The organism is Photobacterium panuliri (assembly GCF_059920555.1).
Genome location: NZ_CP197192.1, coordinates 190,222 through 213,715 on the forward strand (window position 1 = coordinate 190,222; position 23,494 = coordinate 213,715).

Here is a 23,494-nt window from a genome sequence, read left to right on the forward strand (position 1 = left end):
CCAGATTTTTTCAGCTCACTGATTTCTATTTCTGGAGTAACCATGAAACGCGATTTGGCAATGGCATTTTCCCGTGTCACGGAAGGCGCAGCACTGGCAGGCTACAAGTGGCTCGGCCGTGGCGACAAGAACGCAGCTGACGGCGCAGCCGTGGAAGTTATGCGTACCCTGCTGAACCAAACGGAAATCGAGGGCGAAATCGTCATTGGCGAAGGCGAAATCGACGAAGCACCGATGCTCTATATCGGTGAGAAAGTCGGTACTGGCGGTGATGCCGTGGACATCGCTGTCGATCCAATCGAAGGAACCCGAATGACCGCTATGGGCCAGAACAACGCCCTGGCCGTCTTGGCTGCCGGCGAGAAAGGCTCGTTCCTGAAAGCACCTGATATGTACATGGAGAAACTGGTCGTAGGCCCAGCCGCCAAAGACGTTATCGACCTCAACAAACCGCTGGCCGACAACCTTCACGCCATCGCCGAAGCCCTCGGCAAACCGCTCTGCGAGCTGGTCGTCATCACTTTGGCAAAACCACGCCATGATGCCATCATCGCCGAGATGCAAGGCATGGGCATCCGGGTCTACGCGGTGCCGGACGGCGATGTCGCGGCTTCGATCCTGACCTGCATGCCAGACAGCGAAGTGGACATCATGTACTGCATCGGCGGCGCGCCGGAAGGCGTAGTCTCTGCCGCCGCCATCCGCGCACTGGGTGGCGATATGCACGGCCGCCTGCTGCCGCGCCACGAGGTCAAAGGGGATACCGAGGCCAACCGCGCCCACGGCCAGCTGGAAATTGACCGCTGCCGCGAAATGGGCATCGAGCCCAACACCGTGCTGCGCATGGAAGACATGGCCAAGAGCGACAACGTGATCTTCGCCGGTACCGGCATTACCAAGGGCGACCTGCTCGACGGCATCCACCGTCAGGGCAACATCGCCACCACCGAAACCTTGTTGATCCGCGGCAAGTGCCGCACTATCCGCCGCATCAAGTCGACCCACTACCTCGACCGCAAGGATGACGCCATCAAGTGCCATATCCTGTAACAGCCATAATCGGCTCTTGGGATAGACAAACGCACCCTGCCGGGTGCGTTTTTTTTGCCAGGCAACTCCCGCCACTTTGTAAAGTAGTTGCTTTATTTAGCAGGCTGGCTACATAATTAACTAACGCAATAGATGTAGGCAGCCATGAAGACAGTCGACCGAATACTATACCGCATGAAGCGCGAAGGCCCGGCCACCGCCAAACAGCTGGCCGAGGAGTTCAAGCTCACTACCATGGGCGTCCGCCTGCACCTGCAAGGGCTGGAAGAAGAGGGGCTAGTCCGCTTCGAAGACGTCAAGGTCAAGGTCGGCCGCCCCACCCGCCACTGGCACCTGACCGATCTCGGCCACCGCCGCTTTGCCGACCGCCACGGCGATCTCATCGTCCAGATGCTAGACTCTGTCGAGACCCTGTTCGGCAAGGAGGGGCTCGGGCAGGTCATCGACCGACGCGAGCAGCAGGCATTCGGCCACTACCAAACCCAACTGGCTGGCGCAGATACGATACACGAAAAGCTGCAAATCCTAGCTACACTCAGGGAACAAGAAGGCTATATGGCCGAGCTCCACCAAGACGGCGAGCAGTTCCTGCTGGTCGAGAACCACTGCCCTATCTGCCATGCAGCGACGCGCTGCCCTTCCCTGTGCCAATCAGAGCTGGCGGTTTTCCGCCGCCTGCTCGGTGATGGCTATCAGATCGATCGCGACGAACACATCATTGCCGGAGAGAGGCGCTGTGCGTATCGAATAATAAAACGATAACGAGGAGATGATTATGGCTGACTGGATTCCCGCACGGGTGATCACCAACCGCCACTGGAACCAAGATCTATTCAGCTTGGTTCTTGAAGCCAACATCGAACCATTCAAGGCCGGCCAGTTTACCAAACTGGGGCTTGAGATTGACGGCAAGCTGGTCCAGCGGGCCTATTCGTTTGTCAATCCTCCCTCGTCATCGCAAATCGAAATCTATGCCACCCGCGTTGCCGACGGCCTGCTCTCGCCCCGCCTGCATCGGCTGGAGGAAGGCGATAGCGTCTTTATCTCGGCGCGGGCCAACGGCTTCTTCACCCTCGATGAGGTTCCCGAAGGTGAGCACCTGTGGCTGCTGGCCACCGGTACCGCCATCGGCCCGTACCTGTCGATGCTGCGCGAGCCAGAAGTCTGGCGCCGTTTCCGCAAGGTCGTCCTGACCCATGCCGTTCGCTTTGCCGCCGATCTCAGCTACCAGGCCGAAATCACCGAACTGCAACAGCGCCATCCGGACCAACTCATCGTCCAGCCATTCGTCAGCCGTGAGCCTGCGCCGTTGACGCTGCCGGGACGCATCCCCCAAGCCATTGCCGACGGGATGCTCGAGCGCCATGTCGGCATCACGCTCGACCCGGCCCACAGCCAAGTCATGCTGTGCGGTAACCCGGCCATGGTCAGAGATACCAAGGCCGCCCTCGAGGCACGCGGTTTCAGCAAGAACCTCCGCCGCAAACCCGGCCAGATCACCACCGAGCACTACTGGTGATCGCACCGCGAGCTGCCTCGCAGCCATCCTGCCCGCCCGAGAAAATCCGGCGGGCTTTTTTTCGCCCCAATCTCAAACCCCGCCCACCACTCTTTCCCGCCGGCTGCTAATGTTATTGGATAGCTCGAAGAAAAATCAGGCAGGAACAATACGCCAACCGCCAAGGCTGGCACTATGCAGGGAGAACAGCATATGCAGACGCTACCCCCGTTCGATGAGCTCAAGGCGATGGCCGAAAACGACCCCGATCAGCTGGAGGCATTGCGCCTCTCGATGAGCGAGGAGATCATCAGTCAGGCCAGCAAGGAAATGCAGCCCCGGCTGCGGGCCCAGCTCAGCCATATCAACCATGTCATAGGCTATGGCAAAAACCCTAACCATACCAACATCCTGCTGATGGCAGAGCTCCAACAGCAACTCCGCCGGCTGGCTCAAGCCCTGAACGCGCCGGAAACCCTGTCCGATCAAACGGCAGAGATCCGTCCTTTCCGACGCCCCGAGCCGGATAGCTAATTCAACACTTTGAGAAAGCAGTCCTGATCCATATCCCGGATATTGATGGTCAGGCTGCTGATGCTGGCAGCATGGCCTTCGAGCACCGTCATCAGGGCACGTGACAGTTCGCGCTTCACTTCGCCGCTGCGGCCGGAGAGCATGCTAAGTTCGATATGGATGAAGGTATCGAGATCGCGCTGCTTGCCCACCAACCAGTTTTGACAGCAGTAGCTGCGCGACTTGACCGTTCCCGGCTCGAAGATCCCGCACTCCAGCAGCAGGGTATGAAGATCATCGAGCAAACCGGGGATATTAACCCGCTCGACCACGGGTTCGGCATATTCCATTACGAGGTTAGGCATTCCTTGTTCTTCCTTGTGTATTGCCAGCAACACCCTATGTCGCTGCCTTTCTGTCCACCATAACCAAACCGGCGGCCGGACACCAAGCCGGGTGGCGATATTTCCATCATTGATCACTGTCTTTGCCCCCGTACCGAGACAGCAATTACACCAAACCGAAAAAAAATTCCGCGCAGCGGTTCACTTTTGACAGGGAAAAAGGTACAACCAAGCACAGAAATGATTTCGGACAGTAAAATAAATCGCCGAACTGCTATAGTGTTCGCACACTGCAACGGCGGGTCCGGGGTTAGTTTTTATTGCACGGCAAGCGGTAGTTGACCGATACTCATTAGCCTAGTGCCAGCTGCGGCCATATGCCGGCAGTGGTTCACTACGCTAATCAGTATTAGTTTATTTACATCAAATTGATTTGGAGAAAAGCTATGCGCCATCCTGTGGTTATGGGTAACTGGAAGCTAAACGGCAGCAAGGAAATGGTATCTAACCTAATTAAGGGCCTGGATGCTGAACTGAAAGGTGTAGAAGGTGTAGACGTCGCTATTGCACCACCAGCAATGTACCTTGACCTGGCTGAGCAGCTAATCGGTAAAGCGGAAAGCAAAATCATCCTTGGTGCACAGAACGTTGACATCAACGCCAGCGGCGCATTCACCGGCGATATCTCTCCTGAGATGCTAAAAGACTTCGGTGCAAGCCACATCATCATCGGCCACTCTGAGCGCCGTGAATACCACAACGAATCAGACGAGTTCGTTGCTAAGAAATTCGCATTCCTAAAAGAGCACGGCCTAACTCCTGTACTATGTATCGGTGAGTCTGAAGCTCAGAACGAAGCTGGCGAAACTGTTGCAGTATGTGCACGCCAAATCGACGCAGTGATCAACACCCAGGGCGTTGAAGCGCTTAACGGTGCAATCATCGCTTACGAACCAATCTGGGCGATCGGTACTGGCAAGGCAGCGACAGCTGACGACGCACAGCGTATCCACGCAGAAATCCGCGCGCACATCGCACAGAAGAGCGAAGAAGTGGCGAAGAACGTTGTTATCCAGTACGGCGGTTCAGTGAAGCCTGAAAACGCAGCAGCTTACTTCGCACAGCCTGACATCGACGGCGCGCTAGTTGGCGGTGCAGCACTAGACGCAGCAAGCTTTGCAGCGATTGCTAAAGCAGCAGCGGAAGCGAAGAAGTAATTCTTCCTCCCTTGCCGTGAAAAAAGCCACCTCCGGGTGGCTTTTTTGATCCGAGCAGCCAGCGGCGGCAAACCGCAACCATAAAAAAACCGGCCCCGAAGGCCGGTTTTTGCATCTCGGAAAACCGAAATTAGAACAGCTTATCAGCCAGTTTGTACAGGTCTGTACGAACTGGGCGCTTCATGTTCTCGATAGCATCGATGATGTCGTGGTGAACCAGCTTCTCATTCTGGATACCAACACAACGGCCACCGTGGCCTTCTAGCAGAAGGTCAACCGCGTAAGCACCCATGCGAGATGCCAGGATACGGTCAAACGCAGTTGGCTGACCGCCACGCTGGATGTGACCCAGTACCGTTGCACGAGTCTCGCGGCCAGTTTCGTCTTCGATGTACTTAGCCAACTCGTTAACATCCGTCATCAGCTCAGTGATGGCGATGATTGCGTGCTTCTTGCCCTTGTAGATACCTTCTTTGACTTTCGCCAACAGGTTCTCTTTGTTCAGGCCAGTTTCCGGAGTGATGATGTACTCACAGCCGCCTGCAATCGCAGACATCAGGGTAAGGTCGCCACAGTGGCGGCCCATTACCTCTACGATAGAGATACGCTGGTGAGACGACGAAGTATCACGCAGGCGGTCAATCGCATCGATAACCGTGTTCAGTGCCGTCAGGTAACCGATAGTGTAATCGGTGCCCGCTACGTCGTTGTCGATAGTGCCAGGCAGGCCGATACATGGGTAGCCCATCTCGGTCAGCTTCTTCGCACCCATGTATGAGCCGTCACCGCCGATCACAACCAAGGCGTCGATACCGTGGATCTTCAGGTTTTCGATCGCCTGCTGGCGAACCTTCTCGTCCCGGAATTCAGGGAAACGAGCAGAACCCAAGAACGTACCGCCCTTGTTGATCACATCAGACACGCTCTGGCGATTCAGTTTTTCGATACGGTTCTGGTGCAGGCCCTGATAGCCGTCATATACACCATACACTTCCACGCCTTCTGACAGCGCAGCGCGAACTACACCGCGAACAGCCGCGTTCATACCCGGTGCGTCACCACCACTGGTCAATACACCAATCTTCTTAATCATGGTTACCCTCTGACTTTGGGAATTGAAAATTCAAATCCGGCACGAGGCGCCAAGGTTCCCCGCTCGGCACTGCAGCCAAATCGCTGCACTCGTGTAAACTGTAATTTTCCTACTAATGTAGGAGTATTACAATTTTGATAAAAAAATTTGTTGATTCACATCACGATAGGTTGCAACTTGGGCAAAATGCCTGATTTCGGCACGCCCTGCCATCGTGGAAAGATCATTCACGACTGATTACCAGGCAGCGCCACCGGTCGAGTCTCTCTAACCAGTATATATCCTGCGCCCGTAGCCACCAGTGTTGCCGATGAGGGTGAGAAGCTCGGGTGATATGAAGCTCATCCTTGATAATCACACTGTTAATTCGGCACTGAACTGAACAATATGCCGCAGTATAGCTGTTTTGCGATGAAAATTAATAACAAAATAATGACCATTCCGGCGTTTTTCTCGGCCTTAGTCGGAAAAAAATGTTATCTAGCACGCAAATGTAAAAAGCTGCCCGAGGCAGCTTTTTACATATCTATTATCCCGTTACGGTTATTTTTCCTTATCAGCAATACGCGCTTCACACTTTTCCATCCGCTCAGCCTGTAGTTGCTGGTACTTGGCTTTCTGGTCCGCAGTCAGCACATTAAGCATGTCATGGCGATGCTTGAGCATCTCGACACGACGCTCGACCTGCTGCTCAGTCATCTTCTCAGCGAGCGAGCGGACCGCCGCCTCGTCAAAGTTGTCGGCCAGAACCAGCTTCTGCATCTGCTGGTGATTCGCCCTCATCTCGCCGTGATGCTTGGCCCACTCGCTCTTCATCGCCTCGCGGTTGGCCTTGCGCATCTCCTGAAGCTGGCTCTTCTGCTCAGCGCTCAAATCAAGCTGGCGGAACATCTGCTTGCCGTCGTGCATACCGCATGCACCCTTGCCGCCATGACCACCGTGATGCTTGCCACCACCGTAAGCCAGTGCCGATGCCGAGCCCAGAGCCAAAGGAAGGGCGATAACCAATGCCAATGTCTTCTTCAGTGTTGCCATAATATTCATCTCCAGTTTGCCTTGCGGCGCTATGTCTATGGAAACATAGCTTACCCGATGCAAAGTAAAGGGCTGTCTGCCAAACGTAAAGCTGCGTAAAGCCCATCGGGTTTTGCTTGGCTTGCCCGACCAAGATTGAGGATACTAACGGTATAGCAGATATATAAGGGAAATGATCATGGCCAAAATCCTACTGGTCGACGACGACACCGAGCTGACATCGCTACTGACCGACATTCTAGAAATGGAAGGTTTCGACGTCATCGAAGCCAATAACGGCGAGCAGGGGCTAGAAAGACTCGACGACACCATCGATCTGGTGCTGCTCGACGTCATGATGCCAGTCATGAACGGGACCGAGATGCTGCGCCGCCTGCGCGAAGCCCACGCGACCCCGGTCCTGATGCTGACCGCCAAGGGCGAGGAGATCGACCGGGTACTCGGCCTTGAGCTCGGTGCCGACGACTACCTGCCGAAACCCTTTAGCGATCGCGAGTTGCTTGCCCGGATGCGGGCGATCCTGCGCCGGACCCAACAGGCCAGCCAGCCCAAGAGCGGCCCTGACTGCCTTCGCTACCAAGCGATAGAAATCTTTCCCGGCCGCCAGGAGGTGCTCTGCAACGGCACCCAGGTCGACATGACCGGCACCGAGCTGGCACTGCTGAGCTATTTCATCCAGCACCCCGGGAAAATCATCTCCAAGCAAGACCTTAGCCTCGAGGTGCTCGGCAAGCGGCTGGCCCCATTCGACCGAGCGATCGACATGCATGTTTCCAACCTTCGCAAAAAACTCCCGGTACGCGATGACGGCAAGGCGTGGATCAAGACGCTGCGCGGCAAGGGCTACCTGCTGGTCGAGGACGCCTGATGAAACTGCCCCGCGTCTCGAGCCTCTATGGCCGGATCTTTGCCATTTTCTGGCTGACCCTGCTGATTGTGGTGGTGACCCTGCTCGTGCTGCCGGTACTCGACCCGCGCACCCAGCACACCATCCCCGAACCGCAGCTCAAGCGCCTCACCGAATCAGCCCAGGAGATCGCCGAGAAGATCGATCATGCTGACGGCAGCCTAAGAACGCGGCTGAAGCGCTTTACCGAGCACGACCGCCACCGCGGCCACCAGCTCTACTTCACCACGACCGATGGCGAGGTGCTCTCCCCGCAGGGACGTAACAAGGCGCTGCGCAACTTCATCACCATGGCCGACTCGCCAGCTTCGCCCAAGCAGAAACTCTACGGCCGCTGGATGATGGCCGGCCCATTCGCGGTCCAACTCCAAGACCAGCAGCTGCTGATGTATGTGGCGCGGTTCTGGCGCGAGCCTCCACCATTCTTTATCCAGATCCTCGACAAGCCGTTCCAGTTGCTGCTGGTAACCATGCTGGTCAGCACCCCCCTGCTTTTGTGGCTGGCCTGGGTCGTTACCCTGCCCGCCCGGCGCTTGCAGGCAGCGGCTGAGCGCGTCGCCCGCGGAGAGTTCGAGGTAGACCCAAAACTAGAATCGGGGCCGAGCGAATTCCGTCAGGCCGGGGCCAGCTTCAACCAGATGGTAGAGGCCATCAACCAGATGATCGGCGGCCAACAGCGACTGTTGTCTGATATCTCCCACGAGCTACGCTCGCCACTGACCCGGCTGAGGATGGCCACCGCACTGGCCCAGCGCAAGCAGGGGCAAAGCAAGGAGCTGAGCAGGATAGACACCGAGGCCGAGCGACTGGAGCAGATGATCAGCGAGCTGCTGGAACTCTCGCGGATGCAGGTTAACAGCCATGAGCACCGCGAGAGCAGCGACGCCCAAACCCTGTGGTTCGATATGCTCGAGGATGCCAAGTTCGAAGCGGAGCAGTGCGGCAAGAAACTCTCCTACACCCCGCTGGCAGCCTGGCCGATCCACGGCAACCCCAACTTGCTGATCAGCGCGTTGGAGAACGTCGTCCGCAACGCAATCAAATATGGCCACGACCGGGTCGAAGTGGCATTTGACAACACCGGCAAGCAGCTTTGCATCACCATCGATGACAACGGCGACGGGGTACCGGATTCCGAGCTGGAGGCCATTTTCCGCCCCTTCTACCGGGTGTCGACCGCCCGAGACCGCAGCAGCGGCGGAACCGGGCTCGGGCTGGCCATTACCGAAAGTGCCGTCCGCCAGCACAGCGGGACGATCAACGCCAGCCGCAGCCCGCTCGGGGGCCTCAGAATTACCATGACGCTGCCACTGATCTGATCGCCTTAAACAGCAGGTAACGGGCTGCCCGCCCGTTACCCGTTCCAGCGAGTTTCAGGACAAGCGCCGTGATGAGCGGCCAATACATTTACGCTGAAACGAGCATATTGAGGTAGCTTGGGTATACAATGAGCCCATCGATATAACGGAAAGCCCCCTCATGTTTGATATTGCCCTTTACGAGCCGGAGATCGCCCCCAACACCGGCAACATTATCCGCCTGTGTGCCAATTGCGGCGCTAACCTGCACCTGATTGAACCGCTGGGTTTTGATCTGGAAGAGAAAAAGCTACGCCGTGCCGGCCTGGACTACCATGATCTCGCCCACGTCTACCGCCATGCCAATTTTGCCGCCTTCCTCGAGCACGTAGGCGACCGCCGCCTGTTTGCCTGCACCACCAAGACCACCAACTTCCACACCAACGCCGAATTCCGCGAGGGCGATATCCTGCTGTTCGGCCCGGAGACCCGCGGCCTGCCTGCCGACTTCATCGCGAGCCTGCCGTTGGAGCAGCGTCTGCGGATCCCGATGCACCCGGACAGCCGCAGCCTGAACCTGTCCAATGCCGCCGCCATCATCGGCTACGAGGCGTGGCGACAACTCGGCTTCAAGGGCGCGGTATAAATAGCGGCCAATAAAAAAGCGAGAGCAGCAGGCTCTCGCTTTTTTGTCTGCGCCCCGACACCAGGGCAAACACCGTCAGATACCGTCACCGGCCGTGAACGTCTGGCTGGTGCCATTGAACTGCTGATCCATATCCATCGATGGCTTTTCGCTGCTCGGGCGACCGACAATTTTGGCGGGCACGCCAGCGACGGTGGTGTGCGGCGGAACCGGATTCAGCACCACCGAACATGAGCCGATCTTGGCCCCTTCGCCGACCTCGATATTGCCGAGGATCTTAGCGCCGGCCCCAATCATCACGCCCTCGCGGATCTTAGGGTGACGATCGCCCCCTTCCTTACCGGTACCGCCCAGGGTCACGTCCTGCAAAATAGAAACATCGTTTTCGATAACGGCCGTCTCGCCAATCACGATACCGGTAGCATGGTCGAACATGATCCCCTGACCAATCTTCGCCGCCGGGTGCACATCAACCTGACAGGCAACCGAAATCTGGTTCTGCAGGTATACCGCCAACGCCACCCGCTTCTGCTTCCACAGCCAGTTGGCTACCCGGTAGCCCTGCAGGGCATGGAACCCCTTCAGGTACAGCAGCGGGATTGAAAACATCTCCACCGCCGGGTCACGTTCTACCACGGCACGGATATCACAGGCTGCCGACTCGGTAATATAGCAATCTGCCGCAAAAGCTTCTTCGATCACCTCGCGCACCGCCATCGCCGGCATCGACGGCGTTGCCAGCTTGTTGGCCAAGATATAACTCAGCGCCGCAGCCAGGTTATCGTGCTTGATGATGGTGGCATGGTAAAAGCTCGCCAGCATCGGCTCCTGCTCTGATTGCTCGCGCGCTTCCTGCTTAATCGCCTGCCAAACGGCATATTGTTGACATTCCCTCACGACATCCTCGATCTTGTACTTGTTTTCGGGCCTGCTATAACTTTAACGCGACCTCAAAAAAAAACAACGCAGGCTATTAGCCTGCGCTGTCAACTTACGCTTGGACTGGCTCGTTCAAAAAACGGCGATTACTCGTCTTTCTTCTCACGGGCCAGCAGATCCTTGGCGGCTTCACGGGCGTCTTTGCCCTGATAAAGCACCTGATAGATCTGCTCGGTAATTGGCATTTCGACCCCGACCCGCTGGGCCAGTACCCACACTTCACGGGTATTGCGGTAGCCCTCGACCACCTGACCGATTTCATGCTGTGCGGTATCGACGTCCTTGCCTTGGCCCAAGGCCAAGCCAAAACGGCGGTTGCGCGACTGGTTGTCGGTACAAGTCAGGACAAGATCCCCCAGGCCAGCCATCCCCATGAAGGTTTCCGGCTGGGCGCCTAGCGCGGCACCAAGGCGGCACATCTCGGCAAGGCCACGGGTGATCAGCGCGGTGCGCGCATTGGCCCCGAAGCCGATCCCGTCAGACATACCGGCGCCGATGGCGATCACGTTCTTGACCGCACCGCCAAGCTGCATCCCGATAAAATCACTGTTGCTGTAGACGCGGAACGTCTTGCTGCAGTGGATTTTCTCCTGCAGGTCGCTGACAAAGGACGGGTCGGGAGACGCCACCGCAATCGCGGTCGGCATACCCGCCGCCAACTCTTTGGCAAATGTCGGGCCTGACAGAACCGCCAGCGGCACGCTATCGCCCAACACCTCAACGGCTACGTCCTTGAGCAGGCGGCCGGTTTCCGGCTCCAGCCCTTTGGTCGCCCAGCACACGCGCGAATCATCACGCAGGAAGGGCTTCACATTGGCCAGTACCGCACCAAAAACATGGCTTGGCACCACCACCAACAGATCTCGGCTGGCCGTTACCGCCGCTTCGAGATCCGCCGTGACAATCAACGACTCGGGGAACGAAACCCCTGGCAAGAACGCCTCGTTGGCACGATCGATTTCCAGCTGAGCGATGTGCTCAGGCTCATGCCCCCACAGAACCACATTGGCCCCGTTGCGAGCAAGAGAAATGGCCAGAGAGGTGCCGTAGGAACCCGCGCCTAGCACGGTCATAGATACGGCTTGTTCGTTGCCTGGGGTCATAGCTATCACCAATTAAGCTTCAGTGTTTTCTTCGTTTGCCTGCGCTTGGTTCTGCAGGTAGTTCATGAACAGGGCATCAAAGTTAACTGGTGCCAGGTTCAATTGCGGGAACGTACCTTTAACCACTAGGCTAGAGATTGTTTCGCGCGCATATGGGAACAGGATGTTAGGGCAGAATGCACCTAGGCAATGGGCTAGCTGAGGCGCTTCCATACCTGTCGCAGAGAAAATACCGCCCTGCTGTACTTCACAAAGGAATGCAGTGTCTTCTGCGTTCTTCACAGTCACAGTCAGACGAAGTACCACTTCGTATACGCCTTCACCAAGCTCACGGCTCTGAGTGTCAAGGTCAAGGTTCACATCTGGGTTCCATTCCTGCTGGAACATCTGAGGTGAGTTTGGCGCTTCGAAAGAGACGTCTTTTAGGAAAATACGCTGGATTTGGAAGTTCTGTTGTGCTTCGTTGTTTGCTGCTTCAGCCATCTTTGAGTCCTTTTCTCTCTACCCACAGCGTGGGTCTATCAATACCGCAACCATGATACGTTTGATCACAACTGCACAAAATCAATACGCAGGGAGAGGCGACCGTCGCCCCGCCCTCGTTGTTTACTTCTTGCCTTTGCCCGACTGGCTGCGCACCAATGGTAGGTTCGCTTCATTCCAGGAAATCAGGCCATCTTTAAGCAGGTTCACATTGCTGAAACCCGCCTTGTGCAACAGGTCGGCACTTTCTTGCGCAGTCTGACCTGTCTTGCATACTACGATGATTGGGGCATCTTTGTGCTTTTCAAGTTCGCCGTAGTTCTGTTCTTTGATTTGGCTAGGCAAAATGTGAAGTGCTCCGGCAATATGGCCATTGCGGTATTCGTCGCGGCTGCGGATGTCAACGAACACGCCGTCCTCGCGGTTGACCATGGCAGTTGCCTCGTTCGGGCCGACAATCTTGTAGCCCGCGGTTTTCTGTTTCACGATTGAAGAGATGATGGCCACAACCAGGCCGACCCAAATCAGGGATAGAATTGGGTTACTTGTTACAAAATCGATGTATTGCTGCATGATTTTCGCTCTGTCTTCCTAATGATCAGCCCACTGTTGCCGAGGCCTAACTCCACAAAATTGAGGCTCATGAGTATACCCTCACTGGCCGTCTTGTACAGCAGGCGACTGGAATTCCGAGCGGCGGCTCACTCGAACGGCAAGCATTCCGAGCAAGGAATAAACAACCGGGCTCCCATTGCCTCCAACACGAAAAAGTGAAAAAAACTGTGCTCCGGATCTTACACTCGACGGCAGAAAGGAATATATTTCCGTAGGAAGATAACAATCCATTTACAGCATTGTTTGATCTTGACCTGCGGTTTGTGCCGATAAGTGTAGTAAAATTACGCAGTAAACGATCAATTACCTGAGTCAATCGGTGTCGAGATTGAGGTAATTGTTCTAAATTACACTCAGGTTTTTTAACTTTACGAGGGACAGCATATGTCTGCTAAGAAGCCACTGGCTTTGGTTATCCTTGATGGCTGGGGTTACCGCCAAGACAACGCCAACAACGCTATTGCAAATGCCAACACACCCGTTATTGACGGTTTGATGGCAAACGAAGCACATACCCTGATTTCTGCATCAGGTATGGATGTTGGCCTGCCAGAAGGACAGATGGGTAACTCTGAGGTTGGCCACACTAACATTGGTGCAGGCCGTATCGTTTACCAAGACCTAACCCGTATCACCAAGTCAATTTCTGACGGCGACTTCTTCGAAAACCCAGCTCTGACAGGCGCAATCGACAAAGCCGTGAACGCTGGCAAAGCCGTTCACCTGATGGGCCTGATGTCGCCAGGCGGCGTGCACAGCCACGAAGACCACATTGCTGCAGCGGTAGAAATGGCTGTTCAGCGCGGCGCGAAGAAAGTGTACCTGCACTGCTTCCTTGACGGCCGTGACACACCACCACGCAGCGCGAAAGCCTCTCTTGAGCGCTTCGATGCCCTATTCGCCAAACTAGGCACCGGCCGCATCGCATCACTGGTTGGCCGCTACTACGCGATGGACCGTGACAACAACTGGGACCGCGTTGAAGTTGCCTACAACCTACTGACAGCAGCCAAAGCAGAATTCTGCGCGGCATCTGCTGTGGAAGGCCTTGAGGCTGCCTACGCCCGTGACGAGAACGACGAGTTCGTCAAGGCAACTGAGATCCGTGCCGAAGGCCAGCTAAGCGCAGCAATGGAAGATGGCGACAGCGTGATCTTCATGAACTACCGTGCCGACCGTGCCCGCCAGATCACCCGTGCCTTCGAGGTGGACTTCGCAGGTTTCGAGCGTGCTCAGTTCCCAGCGCTTGCTGACGTAGTGATGCTGACCCAGTACGCTGCCGACATCAACATGCCTATTGCCTACCCACCAGCGGATTTGGTGAACACGCTAGGCGAGTGGCTATCTAAGAAAGGCAAGAAGCAGCTTCGCATCTCCGAAACTGAGAAATACGCCCACGTGACCTTCTTCTTCAACGGCGGTGTTGAAGACGAGTTCGACGGCGAATCTCGCCAGCTAGTTGCCTCTCCTAAAGTGGCTACATACGACCTGCAGCCAGAAATGAGCGCCCCTGAACTGACCGACAAGCTGGTCGCGGCAATCAAGAGCGGTGAGTTCGATACCATTATCTGTAACTACCCGAACGGCGACATGGTTGGCCACACCGGCGTCTACGATGCTGCAGTGAAAGCCTGTGAAGCCGTTGACAGCTGCATCGGCCGCGTTGTTGAGGCAATCCGCGAGATGGACGGCCAGCTTCTGATCACCGCTGACCACGGCAACGCCGAGATGATGGTGAACCCAGAGACAGGCGGCATCCACACTGCCCACACCAACCTACCGGTTCCACTGGTTTACGTTGGCAACAAGTCGCTGACCCTGAAAGAAGGCGGCAAGCTGTCTGACCTTGCTCCGACTATGCTGGCTCTCTCTGATCTGGAAATCCCTGCAGAGATGACTGGTCAGGTGCTGTTTGATCTGAAATAATCATCCCCATGCGGGAGAAGATCACACACCTATACAATAAGCTCCGCGCCAGTGCCCTGTGCACTGGCGCTTTGCTATGCCTGGCATTTGCCGCCCCTACCAGCTGGGCCGATCAGGGCCAGCTTGACGGCGTCAAACAGGAAATCACCCGCCAACAAAGCCAACTCAATGCCACCCAGAAGAAAATAGACAGTCTCCAGAAAACCCTGAAGAAACAGGAGACCGGCATTGCAGACACAGCGCGCAAGATCCACCGGGCCGAACAACGCCAGCAAGAGCTGACAAACTCGATCCGAACACTCAAGCAACAGCTCGCCACCTTGGAGCAGCAACAGCTCGGCCAACGCGAACTGCTCGGCGAATTGCTCAATACCCAGTATCGACAAGGGCGGCACAGCCAGCTGGCTCTGATCCTAAGCGGCCAAGACCAAAACCGCCTTGACCGTTTTACCGTTTATGCCGAGCGCCTCAGCCAAGCCCGTAGCCGGGCACTGGACGAACTGACGGCCACCGCCACCGAGCTCCAGCTCAAGCAACACCAGCTCCGCGAGCAGCAAGCCGAACAGACCGCCCTACTCGCCAGCCTCAAGCAGCACCAAAAGAGCTTAGAGGCAGAGCGCAAGCAGCGCCAGAAGACCGTTCGCACCCTCAAGCAACAAGTACGTAGCGACAACCGCTACCTCGGTGAGCTGAAATCCAACGAACAACGGCTGGTCAAAGAAATAGCCCGAGCCAAAGCCGCTGCCGAAGCGGCGCGCCGAGTCCCGATGGACGGCCTCGCCCGCCACAAAGGCAAGCTGCCGTGGCCGGTGAAAGGCCGGGTTATCCATAATTACGGCTCTAGCCTGCAAGGCGAATTGCACTGGAAAGGGATGGTGATCGGCCAGACCCAGGGTAGCCAGGTCAAGGCTATCTATCCGGGCAAAGTGGTCTTCGCCGACTGGCTGCGCGGCTACGGCCTGCTGCTGGTCATCGACCACGGCAAGGGAGACATGAGCTTCTACGGTTACAACCAGACCCTGCTCAAGAAGGTCGGGGATACCGTCCAGGGCAGTGAAGCCATCGCCCTGGTTGGCGACAGTGGTGGCCAGGAGCAGACGGCACTCTACTTCGAAATACGCCGCAAGGGCAACCCGTCCAACCCGCGCCAGTGGCTGATCCGCTAGCCGCTCAACAAGGACTAAGCCCAACACGGATGAAAGCACTACGAAACAAAGCCCTAGGATGGGGAATCGGAGGGGTGCTGGCAATAATAGCGGCACTCCCGGCCTTCGCGGCACAACTCGCCATTATCATCGACGATCTCGGCTATCAGCCACTCCCGCCACAGCTCGCCGCACTGCCCCCTGAAATAGGGGTTTCGATTCTGCCCGACACCCCCTACGCCCATGCCATCCACCAACAGGCCCGGCAACAACACCGAGACATATTGCTGCATATGCCAATGGAACCCAGCCGAAAAGCCCCGCTGGAACATACCACCCTCACCAAAACAATGGGCAAAGGCGAACTCCAGCTGGCTCTCAAGCGAGCCCTGACACAGCTGCCCGGGGCCTTTGCCATCAACAACCACATGGGCAGTGCCCTGACCCAAGACAGGCAGGCGATGATCTGGGTAATGGAAACGCTGGCAGAACAGCAGCTAGCCTTCCTCGACAGCCGGACCTCAGCACAGTCAGTGGCTGAGGCCATTGCCGTGCAATACCATGTACCGGCCCTGCGCCGCCACGTATTCCTTGACCACCAGCGAACGACTGACTTCATCAGCCACCAGCTCAGGCTGGCGGCCCGCAAGGCACAGAGCCAGGGCTACGCGGTGGCCATCGGCCATCCTTACCCGGTGACGCTGAGCGCGCTCGAGCGACAGCTTCCAGCTATAGCCGACAAGTACGGCATCACGCTGGTCAGGCTGTCCAGCCTATACCCTGCGCCCCCAGCCAAAACTGACGACTAAATATCCTTTTCCACCTGCGAGCAGTAGTGCGCCTCGAGCTGGCGGACCCGCTCACGTCCCTCGGGCGTGGTCAAAGGGCGGACAATCGCCAGCATCTGCAACACCCCTTGGTAGATCACCGCCTTGGTGATCGTGGCACCCGGGGTCTGCGCGCTCTGGTAGAAAATCCAGCTTGATGCCACCAACTTGAGGGTACTGGCCAACCCTTCCAGCTCGCCGCCATCCAGATCGAGCAGGCCGCTGCTCTTGAAGCTGTTCATCATTGCCATGATGTTTTGCTGCAGCCCTTCCTGCGCGGCCAGGTACTTATGCTGCAGCTGGGCATCGCGGCGAAGAATATCGGGCAAGTTGGCATAAAAGAAACGATAGCGCCACATTAGCATGAAGACCGAGTCAAGGTAGTCTAGCAGGTGGGCAGCGGTGACAGGGGTGTGGCTATGGGGCTGGAAATGAATGCTGAGATCATGCGCGTATTGATCAAAAATACTGTGTATAATCTCTTCCTTGTTACGGAAATGGTAATACAGATTGCCGGGACTGATCCCCAGATGGGCAGCGATATGGTTCGTGGTCACATTCGGCTCACCGCTTTCATTGAACAGCTCAAGTGCAGCCAGGATAATTCTGTCACGGGTCTTCATTTGCGTCTCACTTCTCGCCCATCCTGTTGGTGATCTGCTAATACTACCATAAAGGTTATTCATTACGTCGGCCGTTATACGGCTGCGCGACCCATTTAAAACTGGAAAAGCTATGATTATTGTAACTGGTGGCGCCGGCATGATCGGCAGCAACATCGTCAAAGCCCTCAACGAAATCGGCCGCAACGACATCCTGGTCGTTGACAACCTCAAAGACGGCACCAAGTTTGCCAACCTAGTGGATCTGGACATCGCCGACTACATGGATAAGGAAGACTTCATCACCCAGATCATGGCCGGTGACGAGTTCGGTCCAATCGAGGCGATTTTCCACGAAGGCGCTTGTTCGGCGACCACCGAGTGGGACGGCAAGTACATGATGCTCAACAACTACGAGTACTCCAAAGAGCTGCTTCACTACTGCCTTGAGCGCGAAATCCCATTCCTGTACGCCTCGTCGGCGGCAACCTACGGTGGCCGTGATCGTGATTTCATCGAAGAGAAACCGTACGAAGGCGCGCTGAACGTCTACGGCTACTCCAAGCAGCAGTTCGACAACTACGTCCGCCGCCTATGGCAAGACGCCGAGGCCCACGGCGAGACCCTGTCTCAAATCACCGGCTTCCGCTACTTCAACGTCTACGGCCCGCGCGAACAGCACAAAGGCAGCATGGCCTCGGTTGCTTTCCACCTCAATACCCAGATCAACAACGGCGACAACCCGAAACTGTTCGAAGGCTCCGATGCGCTCAAGCGCGACTTCGTCTATGTCGGCGATGTGTGCAAGATGAACCTATGGTTCTGGCAAAACAGCGTTTCTGGCATCTTCAACTGCGGTACCGGCCAAGCCGAACCGTTTAGCGAAGTAGCCAAAGCGGTTATCGCCTTCCACGGCAAAGGCGAGGTCGAGGAGATCCCGTTCCCTGAGCACCTGAAGGGCCGCTACCAGAAATTCACCCAGGCCGACCTGACCAAGGTTCGTGCTGCGGGCTACCAAGAACCGTTCAAGACCGTCGCAGAAGGTGTTGCCGAGTACATGGCCATTATTAATTAATTGCCACAAACTTATTCTAGCCATCCCTTTTCAGGGGATGGCTACTACTCTTGTAAGTGAAGTGTGATCACGACAGCAAAAACAGGAGTAGTCGAATGAAAATTGCAGTTGCCGGTACAGGTTATGTCGGGCTCTCCAATGCTCTCTTACTTGCCCAGCACCATGACGTTATCGCCGTCGACATCCTCCCTGACAAAATAGCCATGCTCAACGACAGGCTATCCCCGGTCTCTGATCGTGATATCGAGCATTTTCTTGCCAACCCAGCCCTCTCCTTCCATGCCACCCTCGACAAGAAAAAAGCCTACCGGGATGCGGACTATGTGATCATCGCTACCCCGACCGATTACGATCCCCAGACCAACTATTTCGACACCAGCTCAGTCGAGGCCGTGATCAACGACATCCTTGCCATCAACGCCGACACCACCATCATCATCAAGTCCACAGTGCCGGTCGGCTATACCGAAAAACTCAGGGCGACCCATCACACCGATCGAATCATCTTCTCGCCAGAGTTTCTCCGAGAAGGCAAGGCCCTGCACGACAACCTCTACCCGTCGCGCATCATCGTCGGCGACCACTGCGAGGCCGCACGCCGCTTTGCCGACCTGCTGGTCGAGGGAGCGGCCAAGGATGACATCCCCGTCCTGTTCACCAACGCCACCGAGGCCGAGGCGGTCAAGCTGTTCTCCAACACCTACCTCGCAATGAGGATCGCCTATTTCAACGAACTCGACTCCTACGCCGAGACCCACGGCTTGAGCAGCCGCCAAATCATCGAAGGGGTTGGCCTCGACCCACGGATCGGCACCCACTACAACAACCCGTCATTCGGCTACGGCGGCTATTGCCTGCCCAAGGACACCAAGCAGCTCCGGGCCAATTACCAGACGGTCCCGAACAACCTCATCAACGCCATTGTCGATGCCAACCATACCCGCAAGGACTTCATCGCCGACAGCATCATCCGGCAGCAGCCCAAAGTGGTCGGCATCTACCGCCTGATCATGAAGGCAGGCTCGGACAACTTCCGCTCATCGTCGATTCAGGGAATAATGAAACGGCTCAAGGCCAAGGGGATTGAAGTGGTGGTCTACGAGCCGGTGCTGAAAGAGTCGCATTTCTTCCACTCCAAAGTGATCCGGGACCTCGACAGCTTCAAGGCGATGTCCGATTTGATTGTCTCCAACCGCAGGTCGGAATTATTAGAAGATGTAGCCGAGAAAGTTTATACTCGCGACCTCTTCGGTTCAGACTAATCAAGGCCTATGACAGAAAAACACAACAATTCAACGGCCCAGACTTACAACCCTCAGTTCCGCAAGGATTTCTTGCATCCAAAGCACTGGGGGACCTGGTTTGCCATTGGCTTGACTATCCTTTTGGCATTCGTACCTTACCGCCTGCGTGACAGGCTAGCCGTTGCTATCGCCAAGCAGGCGATCAAAATCAACTCGAGCGCCAAGAAACGTGCCGTCATCAACCTGCAAGAATGTTTCCCAGAGCTTGACCAGCAAGCACGGGACGAGATCTTGCTGGAAACCTACATCAATGCCGGCTGCACCCTGCTCAGCTTTGCCGTACTGCTGGTGCGCAGCAAGGAATACGTCGAGAAGCGATCCACATTTACCGGCGAAGAGCACCTGTTCAGCCTGCTCGAGCAGGGCCACAACATTATCCTGCTCGTGCCGCACACTTGGGCGATTGACTACCCGGGCGTACTGCTGGCCTCGCGCGGGCAGCATGTGGCCGCAATGATGAAAAAACAGCGCAACGACGTCATCGACTGGCTGATCAACGTCCAGCGCCTCAAGTACGGCGGCCGGACCCACGAGCGCGATGCGGGGATCAAGCCCTTCATCAAGTCAATCCGCGACGGCTACCTCGGCTACTACCTGCCCGATGAGGATCACGGCCCGGAACACAGTGTGTTCACCGATTTCCTCGGCACCCAGAAAGCGACATTGGCAGGGCTGGGCAAGCTGTCACGTTTGAGCAAGGCCAAAATCGTACCGGTGATCCCGTACTACGACCGCAGCACCGGGATCTATACCATCGAGGTCCAGCAGGAACTGCAAGACTTCCCGAGCGGCGACGAGACCCTTGATGCCCGTAACATGAACATCCGCATCGAGGAGTTCATCCGCCGCCATCCTAGCCAATACATGTGGATTCTGAATCTACTGCGTTCCAAACCCGACGGCAGCCAGCGCTACTAAATCCGATATATTCCAATATTTCTCGGCCGCCTAACCGGCGGCCACCTCCCCATATCGCACGCTCAAATCAGCACCAACATCAGGCGGATGTGCATCATTTCGCCTAGCGATTACATATTTCCACACCAATAAAACAATAATCTTAGAGAAAGCAATGAGTCATATTAAATACCGTCCTGACATTGACGGTTTGCGGGCGATCGCCGTCATCGCCGTCATAATTTTCCACATGAATGCCCAATGGCTCCCGGGCGGGTTCATTGGCGTCGATATCTTTTTTGTCATTTCAGGTTTCATCATCACCTCGGTGATTTACCCGCAGATCAACGCCGGGAGATTCTCGTTTGATATCTTCTATATCAAGCGAATCAAGCGGATCCTGCCGCTGTTCTATCTGGTGGCGACGTCATCGCTGGCCTTGGCCTACCTGATCTACACCCCCAATGACTTTGTCGGTTTTGCCAATAGCCTGCGCTACGCCAGTGTGTTCATCTCAAATATCTATTTTGAAAAACAGTCGGGCTATTTCGCCCCGGCGGCAGAGACCATGCCCCTTCTGCATACCTGGTCGCTTTCTGTCGAGGAGCAGTTCTATTTTATCTGGCCGGTACTGCTGATCCTAGCCAGCAAATACCTCTCCCGCCGCTTGTTCGCCATCGTCATGGGCCTGACGCTAGTCGCACTCACCGGCCTGTCCCAGTATATGGCCCTCAATGACCCGAGTGCTGGCTACTACCTGATCCAAAGCCGGGGGTTCGAGCTCCTGATCGGCGCGCTGCTGGCTATTGCCCTGTACGAGAAACGGGCGCGGGGGTTATCGCTGCCCACGCAGGCCTACCAGCTGCTCGGCGTAGCCGGGGCACTGGGTATTGCCCTGCTGAGTGTCGTGCTTAACAAAAACCATGTGTTCCCCGGTATCAACGCGCTCTGGGTGACTCTTGCCACCTGTATGCTGATTTTGGCCGGTGAGTCGCAGCATTCGTGGGTTTCCCGCTTCCTCGGGCGATCGCCCTTCCTGCTACTCGGCCGCCTCTCCTATTCGCTCTACCTGTGGCACTGGCCGGTTCTCGCTTTCTACCGCTACACCTTCAACCAGCTCGGCCCCGTCGATGCCCTTATCTGCGCGGTAATCACTTTCGCCCTGTCGGTTTTCTCATGGCGGCTATACGAGAACCCGTTGCGCTACCTGCGACTGCATCATCGCTGGGTCTACCTGTTCTACCTGGTATTGCCGATCGCTATCGCGGTAACCACTGCCAAGCTGATTGCCAAGAACGAGGGCTACCCGCATCGCTTCTCCGAGCAAGTCCAAAAGCTCTTCCAAGCATCAAGCCTAGACTTTTTCGAATTGCAGCACCCTCAGCTTGATGGCGGTGAGCTCAAACCTTTCGAAAACAATATTATCGGCGACGATAGCCTCAACCACCCAGAACAGCTGCGAGCCTTGGTCTGGGGTGACTCGCATGGCGGTCACTTCCGCGGTTTTGTCGATGAGCTGGGCAAAATCTATGGCTTTTCTGCCCTCTATGGCGGTGCCGGCGGCTGCCCGCCGGCCCTTGGAATGGATATCATCAAGCACGGTGAGCCAGAAGGGGAATGCGAGGATACAAATACCCAACTCGCCGAAGCCCTGCAAAACACCAAGGCAAAGGTCGTTTTCCTCGCCGGGCGCTGGGCGATGTATACAGAGACCACCCGCTCACCGGGTGAGAAAGGAGACAATGTCTATCTCGGTGACGAGATCAGCCACAGCGAGAGCAAAGCCAACAGCCGCCGGGTGCTACGCGAAGGGCTAGAGCGCACGGTGCAGTACCTCATTGCCCGAGGCATCACCCCGGTGATCTTCGAGCAGGCACCGGACTACCCTTTCATGCCGAGCAATTGCTGGGTTAAAAAAGCCACCTTCACGGCATTCACCGGGACAAATTGCAATATTGATTCTGGGGCGATGACCACCAGACAGGGATATGCGAACCAGTTAGTCCGTGATATCGCGGCCAAGTATCCCCAAGTCATCCTGCTTCCGGTTGTTGGCGCGCTGTGTGACAGCAAGGAATGCCAGAGTATGCTGAACGGGGTGCCGCTGTATAGCGATAACAACCACCTCAATGACGCCGGCGCGCGCGAGATCTTCAAGGCCATGCAGGCAAGGGACCTTATTGACCCTCGCCTCCAGCAACTGCTGCGCAGCATTGGGACCAACCGCTAAAAACAACAAGGCCGCGTCATGCGGCCTTGTTTTCAACGGTTTGCTAGCCCTGATAACCCGCCAGCAGCAACGTCCACTCGACTTCCTGCCATTGGATGCCGTAACGGCCTACTTCCTTGCGCAGCGAACGCAGGAGCCGATCAAGGTTGCCCTGCTTCCAGCTGTCGCCCGCCTGCCGGTAGCACTTGTCAAAGTCAATCAACCAGCACTGCCCTTCGCCATCGAGCAGGATATTGTGAATATTCAGGTCGGTATGGCACACCCCGAGATCGTGCATCTGGCGAACCATCCGGCCGATAGCCTGCCACTCATCCCCCGACAAGCTGCGCTGCTGCAGCACCGCGACCAGATCCCGGGCCCCCGGCACTTTTTCCGTCAGGATATCAGCCCGGTAAAACAAACCGCAGCGAACCGCCCGCGCAGCCACCGGCCGCGGTACCCGAACCCCACCCTCGGCAAGGGTCTTCAGCAACCCCATCTCCAGCGCGCAGCGCGTCTTGTCCCAGCCGGTAAACCAGTACTGGTCTTTGACCACCCGACCCAGCAAGCCACCACGCCAGTAATGGCGCAGGGCCAAAGGAAGGAGAGGCGTATCAATGAAATAGGTCGTTCCCCGCCCGCTAGCCTGCCCGGTAATGGCCGATTTCCCGCGCCAATACGCCGGGTCGAAGCTGGCTTCCGGATCATCGCCGAGCAATTCAGGATCAAACCAAATACGGCTATTTGTTGATGTTATAACTTGCATAT

Annotated in this window: 24 protein-coding genes; 15 read left to right on the top strand and 9 right to left on the bottom strand. The window is 56.4% G+C overall.

All coding sequences use genetic code 11. The features are described 5' to 3' along the window. Positions 1–42: 42 nt before the first annotated feature. The 4 genes from glpX (at position 43) to ACSF8X_RS00995 (ending at position 3,082) form a co-directional block, all read left to right on the top strand. Positions 43–1,050: a class II fructose-bisphosphatase gene (gene glpX, locus ACSF8X_RS00980; protein ID WP_047877807.1), complete on the top strand. Its 1,008-nt coding sequence runs from the start codon at positions 43–45 to the stop codon at positions 1,048–1,050. Positions 1,051–1,194: 144 nt separating this feature from the next. Beyond that, positions 1,195–1,812, top strand: a complete 618-nt coding sequence (locus ACSF8X_RS00985; protein WP_500850498.1) for a helix-turn-helix transcriptional regulator — start codon at positions 1,195–1,197, stop codon at positions 1,810–1,812. A gap of 13 nt (positions 1,813–1,825) precedes the next feature. Then, positions 1,826–2,569 carry a ferredoxin--NADP reductase gene (locus ACSF8X_RS00990; protein WP_047877805.1) on the top strand — a complete coding sequence of 248 codons (744 nt, stop codon included), beginning with the start codon at positions 1,826–1,828 and terminating at the stop codon, positions 2,567–2,569. Positions 2,570–2,761: 192 nt separating this feature from the next. Beyond that, entirely contained in the window at positions 2,762–3,082 is a 321-nt protein-coding gene (locus ACSF8X_RS00995) for a DUF3135 domain-containing protein (protein ID WP_047877879.1), read from the top strand. Here the strand turns inward: ACSF8X_RS00995 and ACSF8X_RS01000 are convergent. After that, the gene (locus tag ACSF8X_RS01000) at positions 3,079–3,426 is read right to left on the bottom strand and encodes a 5-carboxymethyl-2-hydroxymuconate Delta-isomerase (protein WP_047877804.1); all 348 of its coding nucleotides are present in this window, start codon (positions 3,424–3,426) and stop codon (positions 3,079–3,081) included. The genes ACSF8X_RS00995 and ACSF8X_RS01000 overlap by 4 nt on opposite strands. A gap of 425 nt (positions 3,427–3,851) precedes the next feature. Between ACSF8X_RS01000 and tpiA the strand changes: the two genes are divergently transcribed. Beyond that, a complete protein-coding gene (gene tpiA, locus ACSF8X_RS01005) occupies positions 3,852–4,622 on the top strand; it encodes a triose-phosphate isomerase (protein WP_047877803.1) in 771 nt (256 codons plus the stop codon). A gap of 130 nt (positions 4,623–4,752) precedes the next feature. Here tpiA and pfkA read toward each other — a convergent pair whose 3' ends face one another. Together pfkA and ACSF8X_RS01015 are read right to left on the bottom strand one after the other, a co-directional pair. Beyond that, positions 4,753–5,715 carry a 6-phosphofructokinase gene (gene pfkA / locus ACSF8X_RS01010; RefSeq protein ID WP_047877802.1) on the bottom strand — a complete coding sequence of 321 codons (963 nt, stop codon included), beginning with the start codon at positions 5,713–5,715 and terminating at the stop codon, positions 4,753–4,755. 543 nt (positions 5,716–6,258) lie between these two features. Continuing rightward, positions 6,259–6,750: a CpxP family protein gene (locus ACSF8X_RS01015; RefSeq protein ID WP_500850499.1), complete on the bottom strand. Its 492-nt coding sequence runs from the start codon at positions 6,748–6,750 to the stop codon at positions 6,259–6,261. Positions 6,751–6,928: 178 nt separating this feature from the next. On the opposite strand from ACSF8X_RS01015, the gene ACSF8X_RS01020 reads away from it, so the two are divergent. The 3 genes from ACSF8X_RS01020 (at position 6,929) to ACSF8X_RS01030 (ending at position 9,601) form a co-directional block, all read left to right on the top strand. Beyond that, positions 6,929–7,618 (top strand): response regulator, encoded by a 690-nt coding sequence (locus ACSF8X_RS01020; protein ID WP_047877801.1) that lies wholly within the window; start codon positions 6,929–6,931, stop codon positions 7,616–7,618. Beyond that, positions 7,618–8,976, top strand: a complete 1,359-nt coding sequence (gene cpxA, locus ACSF8X_RS01025; protein WP_047877800.1) for an envelope stress sensor histidine kinase CpxA — start codon at positions 7,618–7,620, stop codon at positions 8,974–8,976. The genes ACSF8X_RS01020 and cpxA overlap by 1 nt, the downstream gene beginning before the upstream one ends. Before the next feature lie 160 nt (positions 8,977–9,136). Then, positions 9,137–9,601 (top strand): tRNA (cytidine(34)-2'-O)-methyltransferase, encoded by a 465-nt coding sequence (locus ACSF8X_RS01030; protein ID WP_500850500.1) that lies wholly within the window; start codon positions 9,137–9,139, stop codon positions 9,599–9,601. 75 nt (positions 9,602–9,676) lie between these two features. Here the strand turns inward: ACSF8X_RS01030 and cysE are convergent, their stop codons facing one another. From cysE to ACSF8X_RS01050, 4 genes are all read right to left on the bottom strand, one after another. After that, positions 9,677–10,498 carry a serine O-acetyltransferase gene (cysE, locus tag ACSF8X_RS01035; protein WP_500850501.1) on the bottom strand — a complete coding sequence of 274 codons (822 nt, stop codon included), beginning with the start codon at positions 10,496–10,498 and terminating at the stop codon, positions 9,677–9,679. 128 nt (positions 10,499–10,626) lie between these two features. Continuing rightward, positions 10,627–11,643 (bottom strand): NAD(P)H-dependent glycerol-3-phosphate dehydrogenase, encoded by a 1,017-nt coding sequence (gene gpsA / locus ACSF8X_RS01040; protein WP_047877797.1) that lies wholly within the window; start codon positions 11,641–11,643, stop codon positions 10,627–10,629. A gap of 12 nt (positions 11,644–11,655) precedes the next feature. Beyond that, entirely contained in the window at positions 11,656–12,126 is a 471-nt protein-coding gene (gene secB, locus ACSF8X_RS01045; protein WP_047877796.1) for a protein-export chaperone SecB, read from the bottom strand. Positions 12,127–12,249: 123 nt separating this feature from the next. Continuing rightward, a complete protein-coding gene (locus tag ACSF8X_RS01050) occupies positions 12,250–12,699 on the bottom strand; it encodes a rhodanese-like domain-containing protein (protein ID WP_047877795.1) in 450 nt (149 codons plus the stop codon). Positions 12,700–13,125: 426 nt separating this feature from the next. Between ACSF8X_RS01050 and gpmM the strand changes: the two genes are divergently transcribed. The 3 genes from gpmM (at position 13,126) to ACSF8X_RS01065 (ending at position 16,621) form a co-directional block, all read left to right on the top strand. Further along, positions 13,126–14,667 carry a 2,3-bisphosphoglycerate-independent phosphoglycerate mutase gene (gpmM, locus tag ACSF8X_RS01055; protein ID WP_500850502.1) on the top strand — a complete coding sequence of 514 codons (1,542 nt, stop codon included), beginning with the start codon at positions 13,126–13,128 and terminating at the stop codon, positions 14,665–14,667. A gap of 8 nt (positions 14,668–14,675) precedes the next feature. After that, entirely contained in the window at positions 14,676–15,833 is a 1,158-nt protein-coding gene (locus ACSF8X_RS01060) for a peptidoglycan DD-metalloendopeptidase family protein (protein ID WP_500850503.1), read from the top strand. 74 nt (positions 15,834–15,907) lie between these two features. Next, a complete protein-coding gene (locus ACSF8X_RS01065) occupies positions 15,908–16,621 on the top strand; it encodes a divergent polysaccharide deacetylase family protein (RefSeq protein ID WP_500850504.1) in 714 nt (237 codons plus the stop codon). Here ACSF8X_RS01065 and ACSF8X_RS01070 read toward each other — a convergent pair. Beyond that, the gene (locus tag ACSF8X_RS01070) at positions 16,618–17,262 is read right to left on the bottom strand and encodes a TetR/AcrR family transcriptional regulator (RefSeq protein ID WP_047877791.1); all 645 of its coding nucleotides are present in this window, start codon (positions 17,260–17,262) and stop codon (positions 16,618–16,620) included. The genes ACSF8X_RS01065 and ACSF8X_RS01070 overlap by 4 nt on opposite strands. Positions 17,263–17,374: 112 nt before the next feature. On the opposite strand from ACSF8X_RS01070, the gene rfaD reads away from it, so the two are divergent. The 4 genes from rfaD to ACSF8X_RS01090 all read left to right on the top strand — a co-directional run bounded on the left by rfaD (position 17,375) and on the right by ACSF8X_RS01090 (position 22,747). Then, positions 17,375–18,316, top strand: a complete 942-nt coding sequence (gene rfaD / locus ACSF8X_RS01075; RefSeq protein WP_047877790.1) for an ADP-glyceromanno-heptose 6-epimerase — start codon at positions 17,375–17,377, stop codon at positions 18,314–18,316. Positions 18,317–18,411: 95 nt separating this feature from the next. Then, positions 18,412–19,578: a nucleotide sugar dehydrogenase gene (locus tag ACSF8X_RS01080; RefSeq protein ID WP_500850505.1), complete on the top strand. Its 1,167-nt coding sequence runs from the start codon at positions 18,412–18,414 to the stop codon at positions 19,576–19,578. Between the two features lie 9 nt (positions 19,579–19,587). Then, positions 19,588–20,538: a lauroyl-Kdo(2)-lipid IV(A) myristoyltransferase gene (gene lpxM / locus ACSF8X_RS01085; protein WP_500850506.1), complete on the top strand. Its 951-nt coding sequence runs from the start codon at positions 19,588–19,590 to the stop codon at positions 20,536–20,538. Between the two features lie 154 nt (positions 20,539–20,692). Next, the gene (locus ACSF8X_RS01090; RefSeq protein ID WP_500850507.1) at positions 20,693–22,747 is read left to right on the top strand and encodes an acyltransferase family protein; all 2,055 of its coding nucleotides are present in this window, start codon (positions 20,693–20,695) and stop codon (positions 22,745–22,747) included. A 43-nt stretch (positions 22,748–22,790) separates the two neighbouring features. Here the strand turns inward: ACSF8X_RS01090 and ACSF8X_RS01095 are convergent, their stop codons facing one another. After that, a complete protein-coding gene (locus ACSF8X_RS01095) occupies positions 22,791–23,492 on the bottom strand; it encodes a 3-deoxy-D-manno-octulosonic acid kinase (RefSeq protein WP_500850508.1) in 702 nt (233 codons plus the stop codon). Between the last annotated feature and the right edge of the window lie 2 nt (positions 23,493–23,494).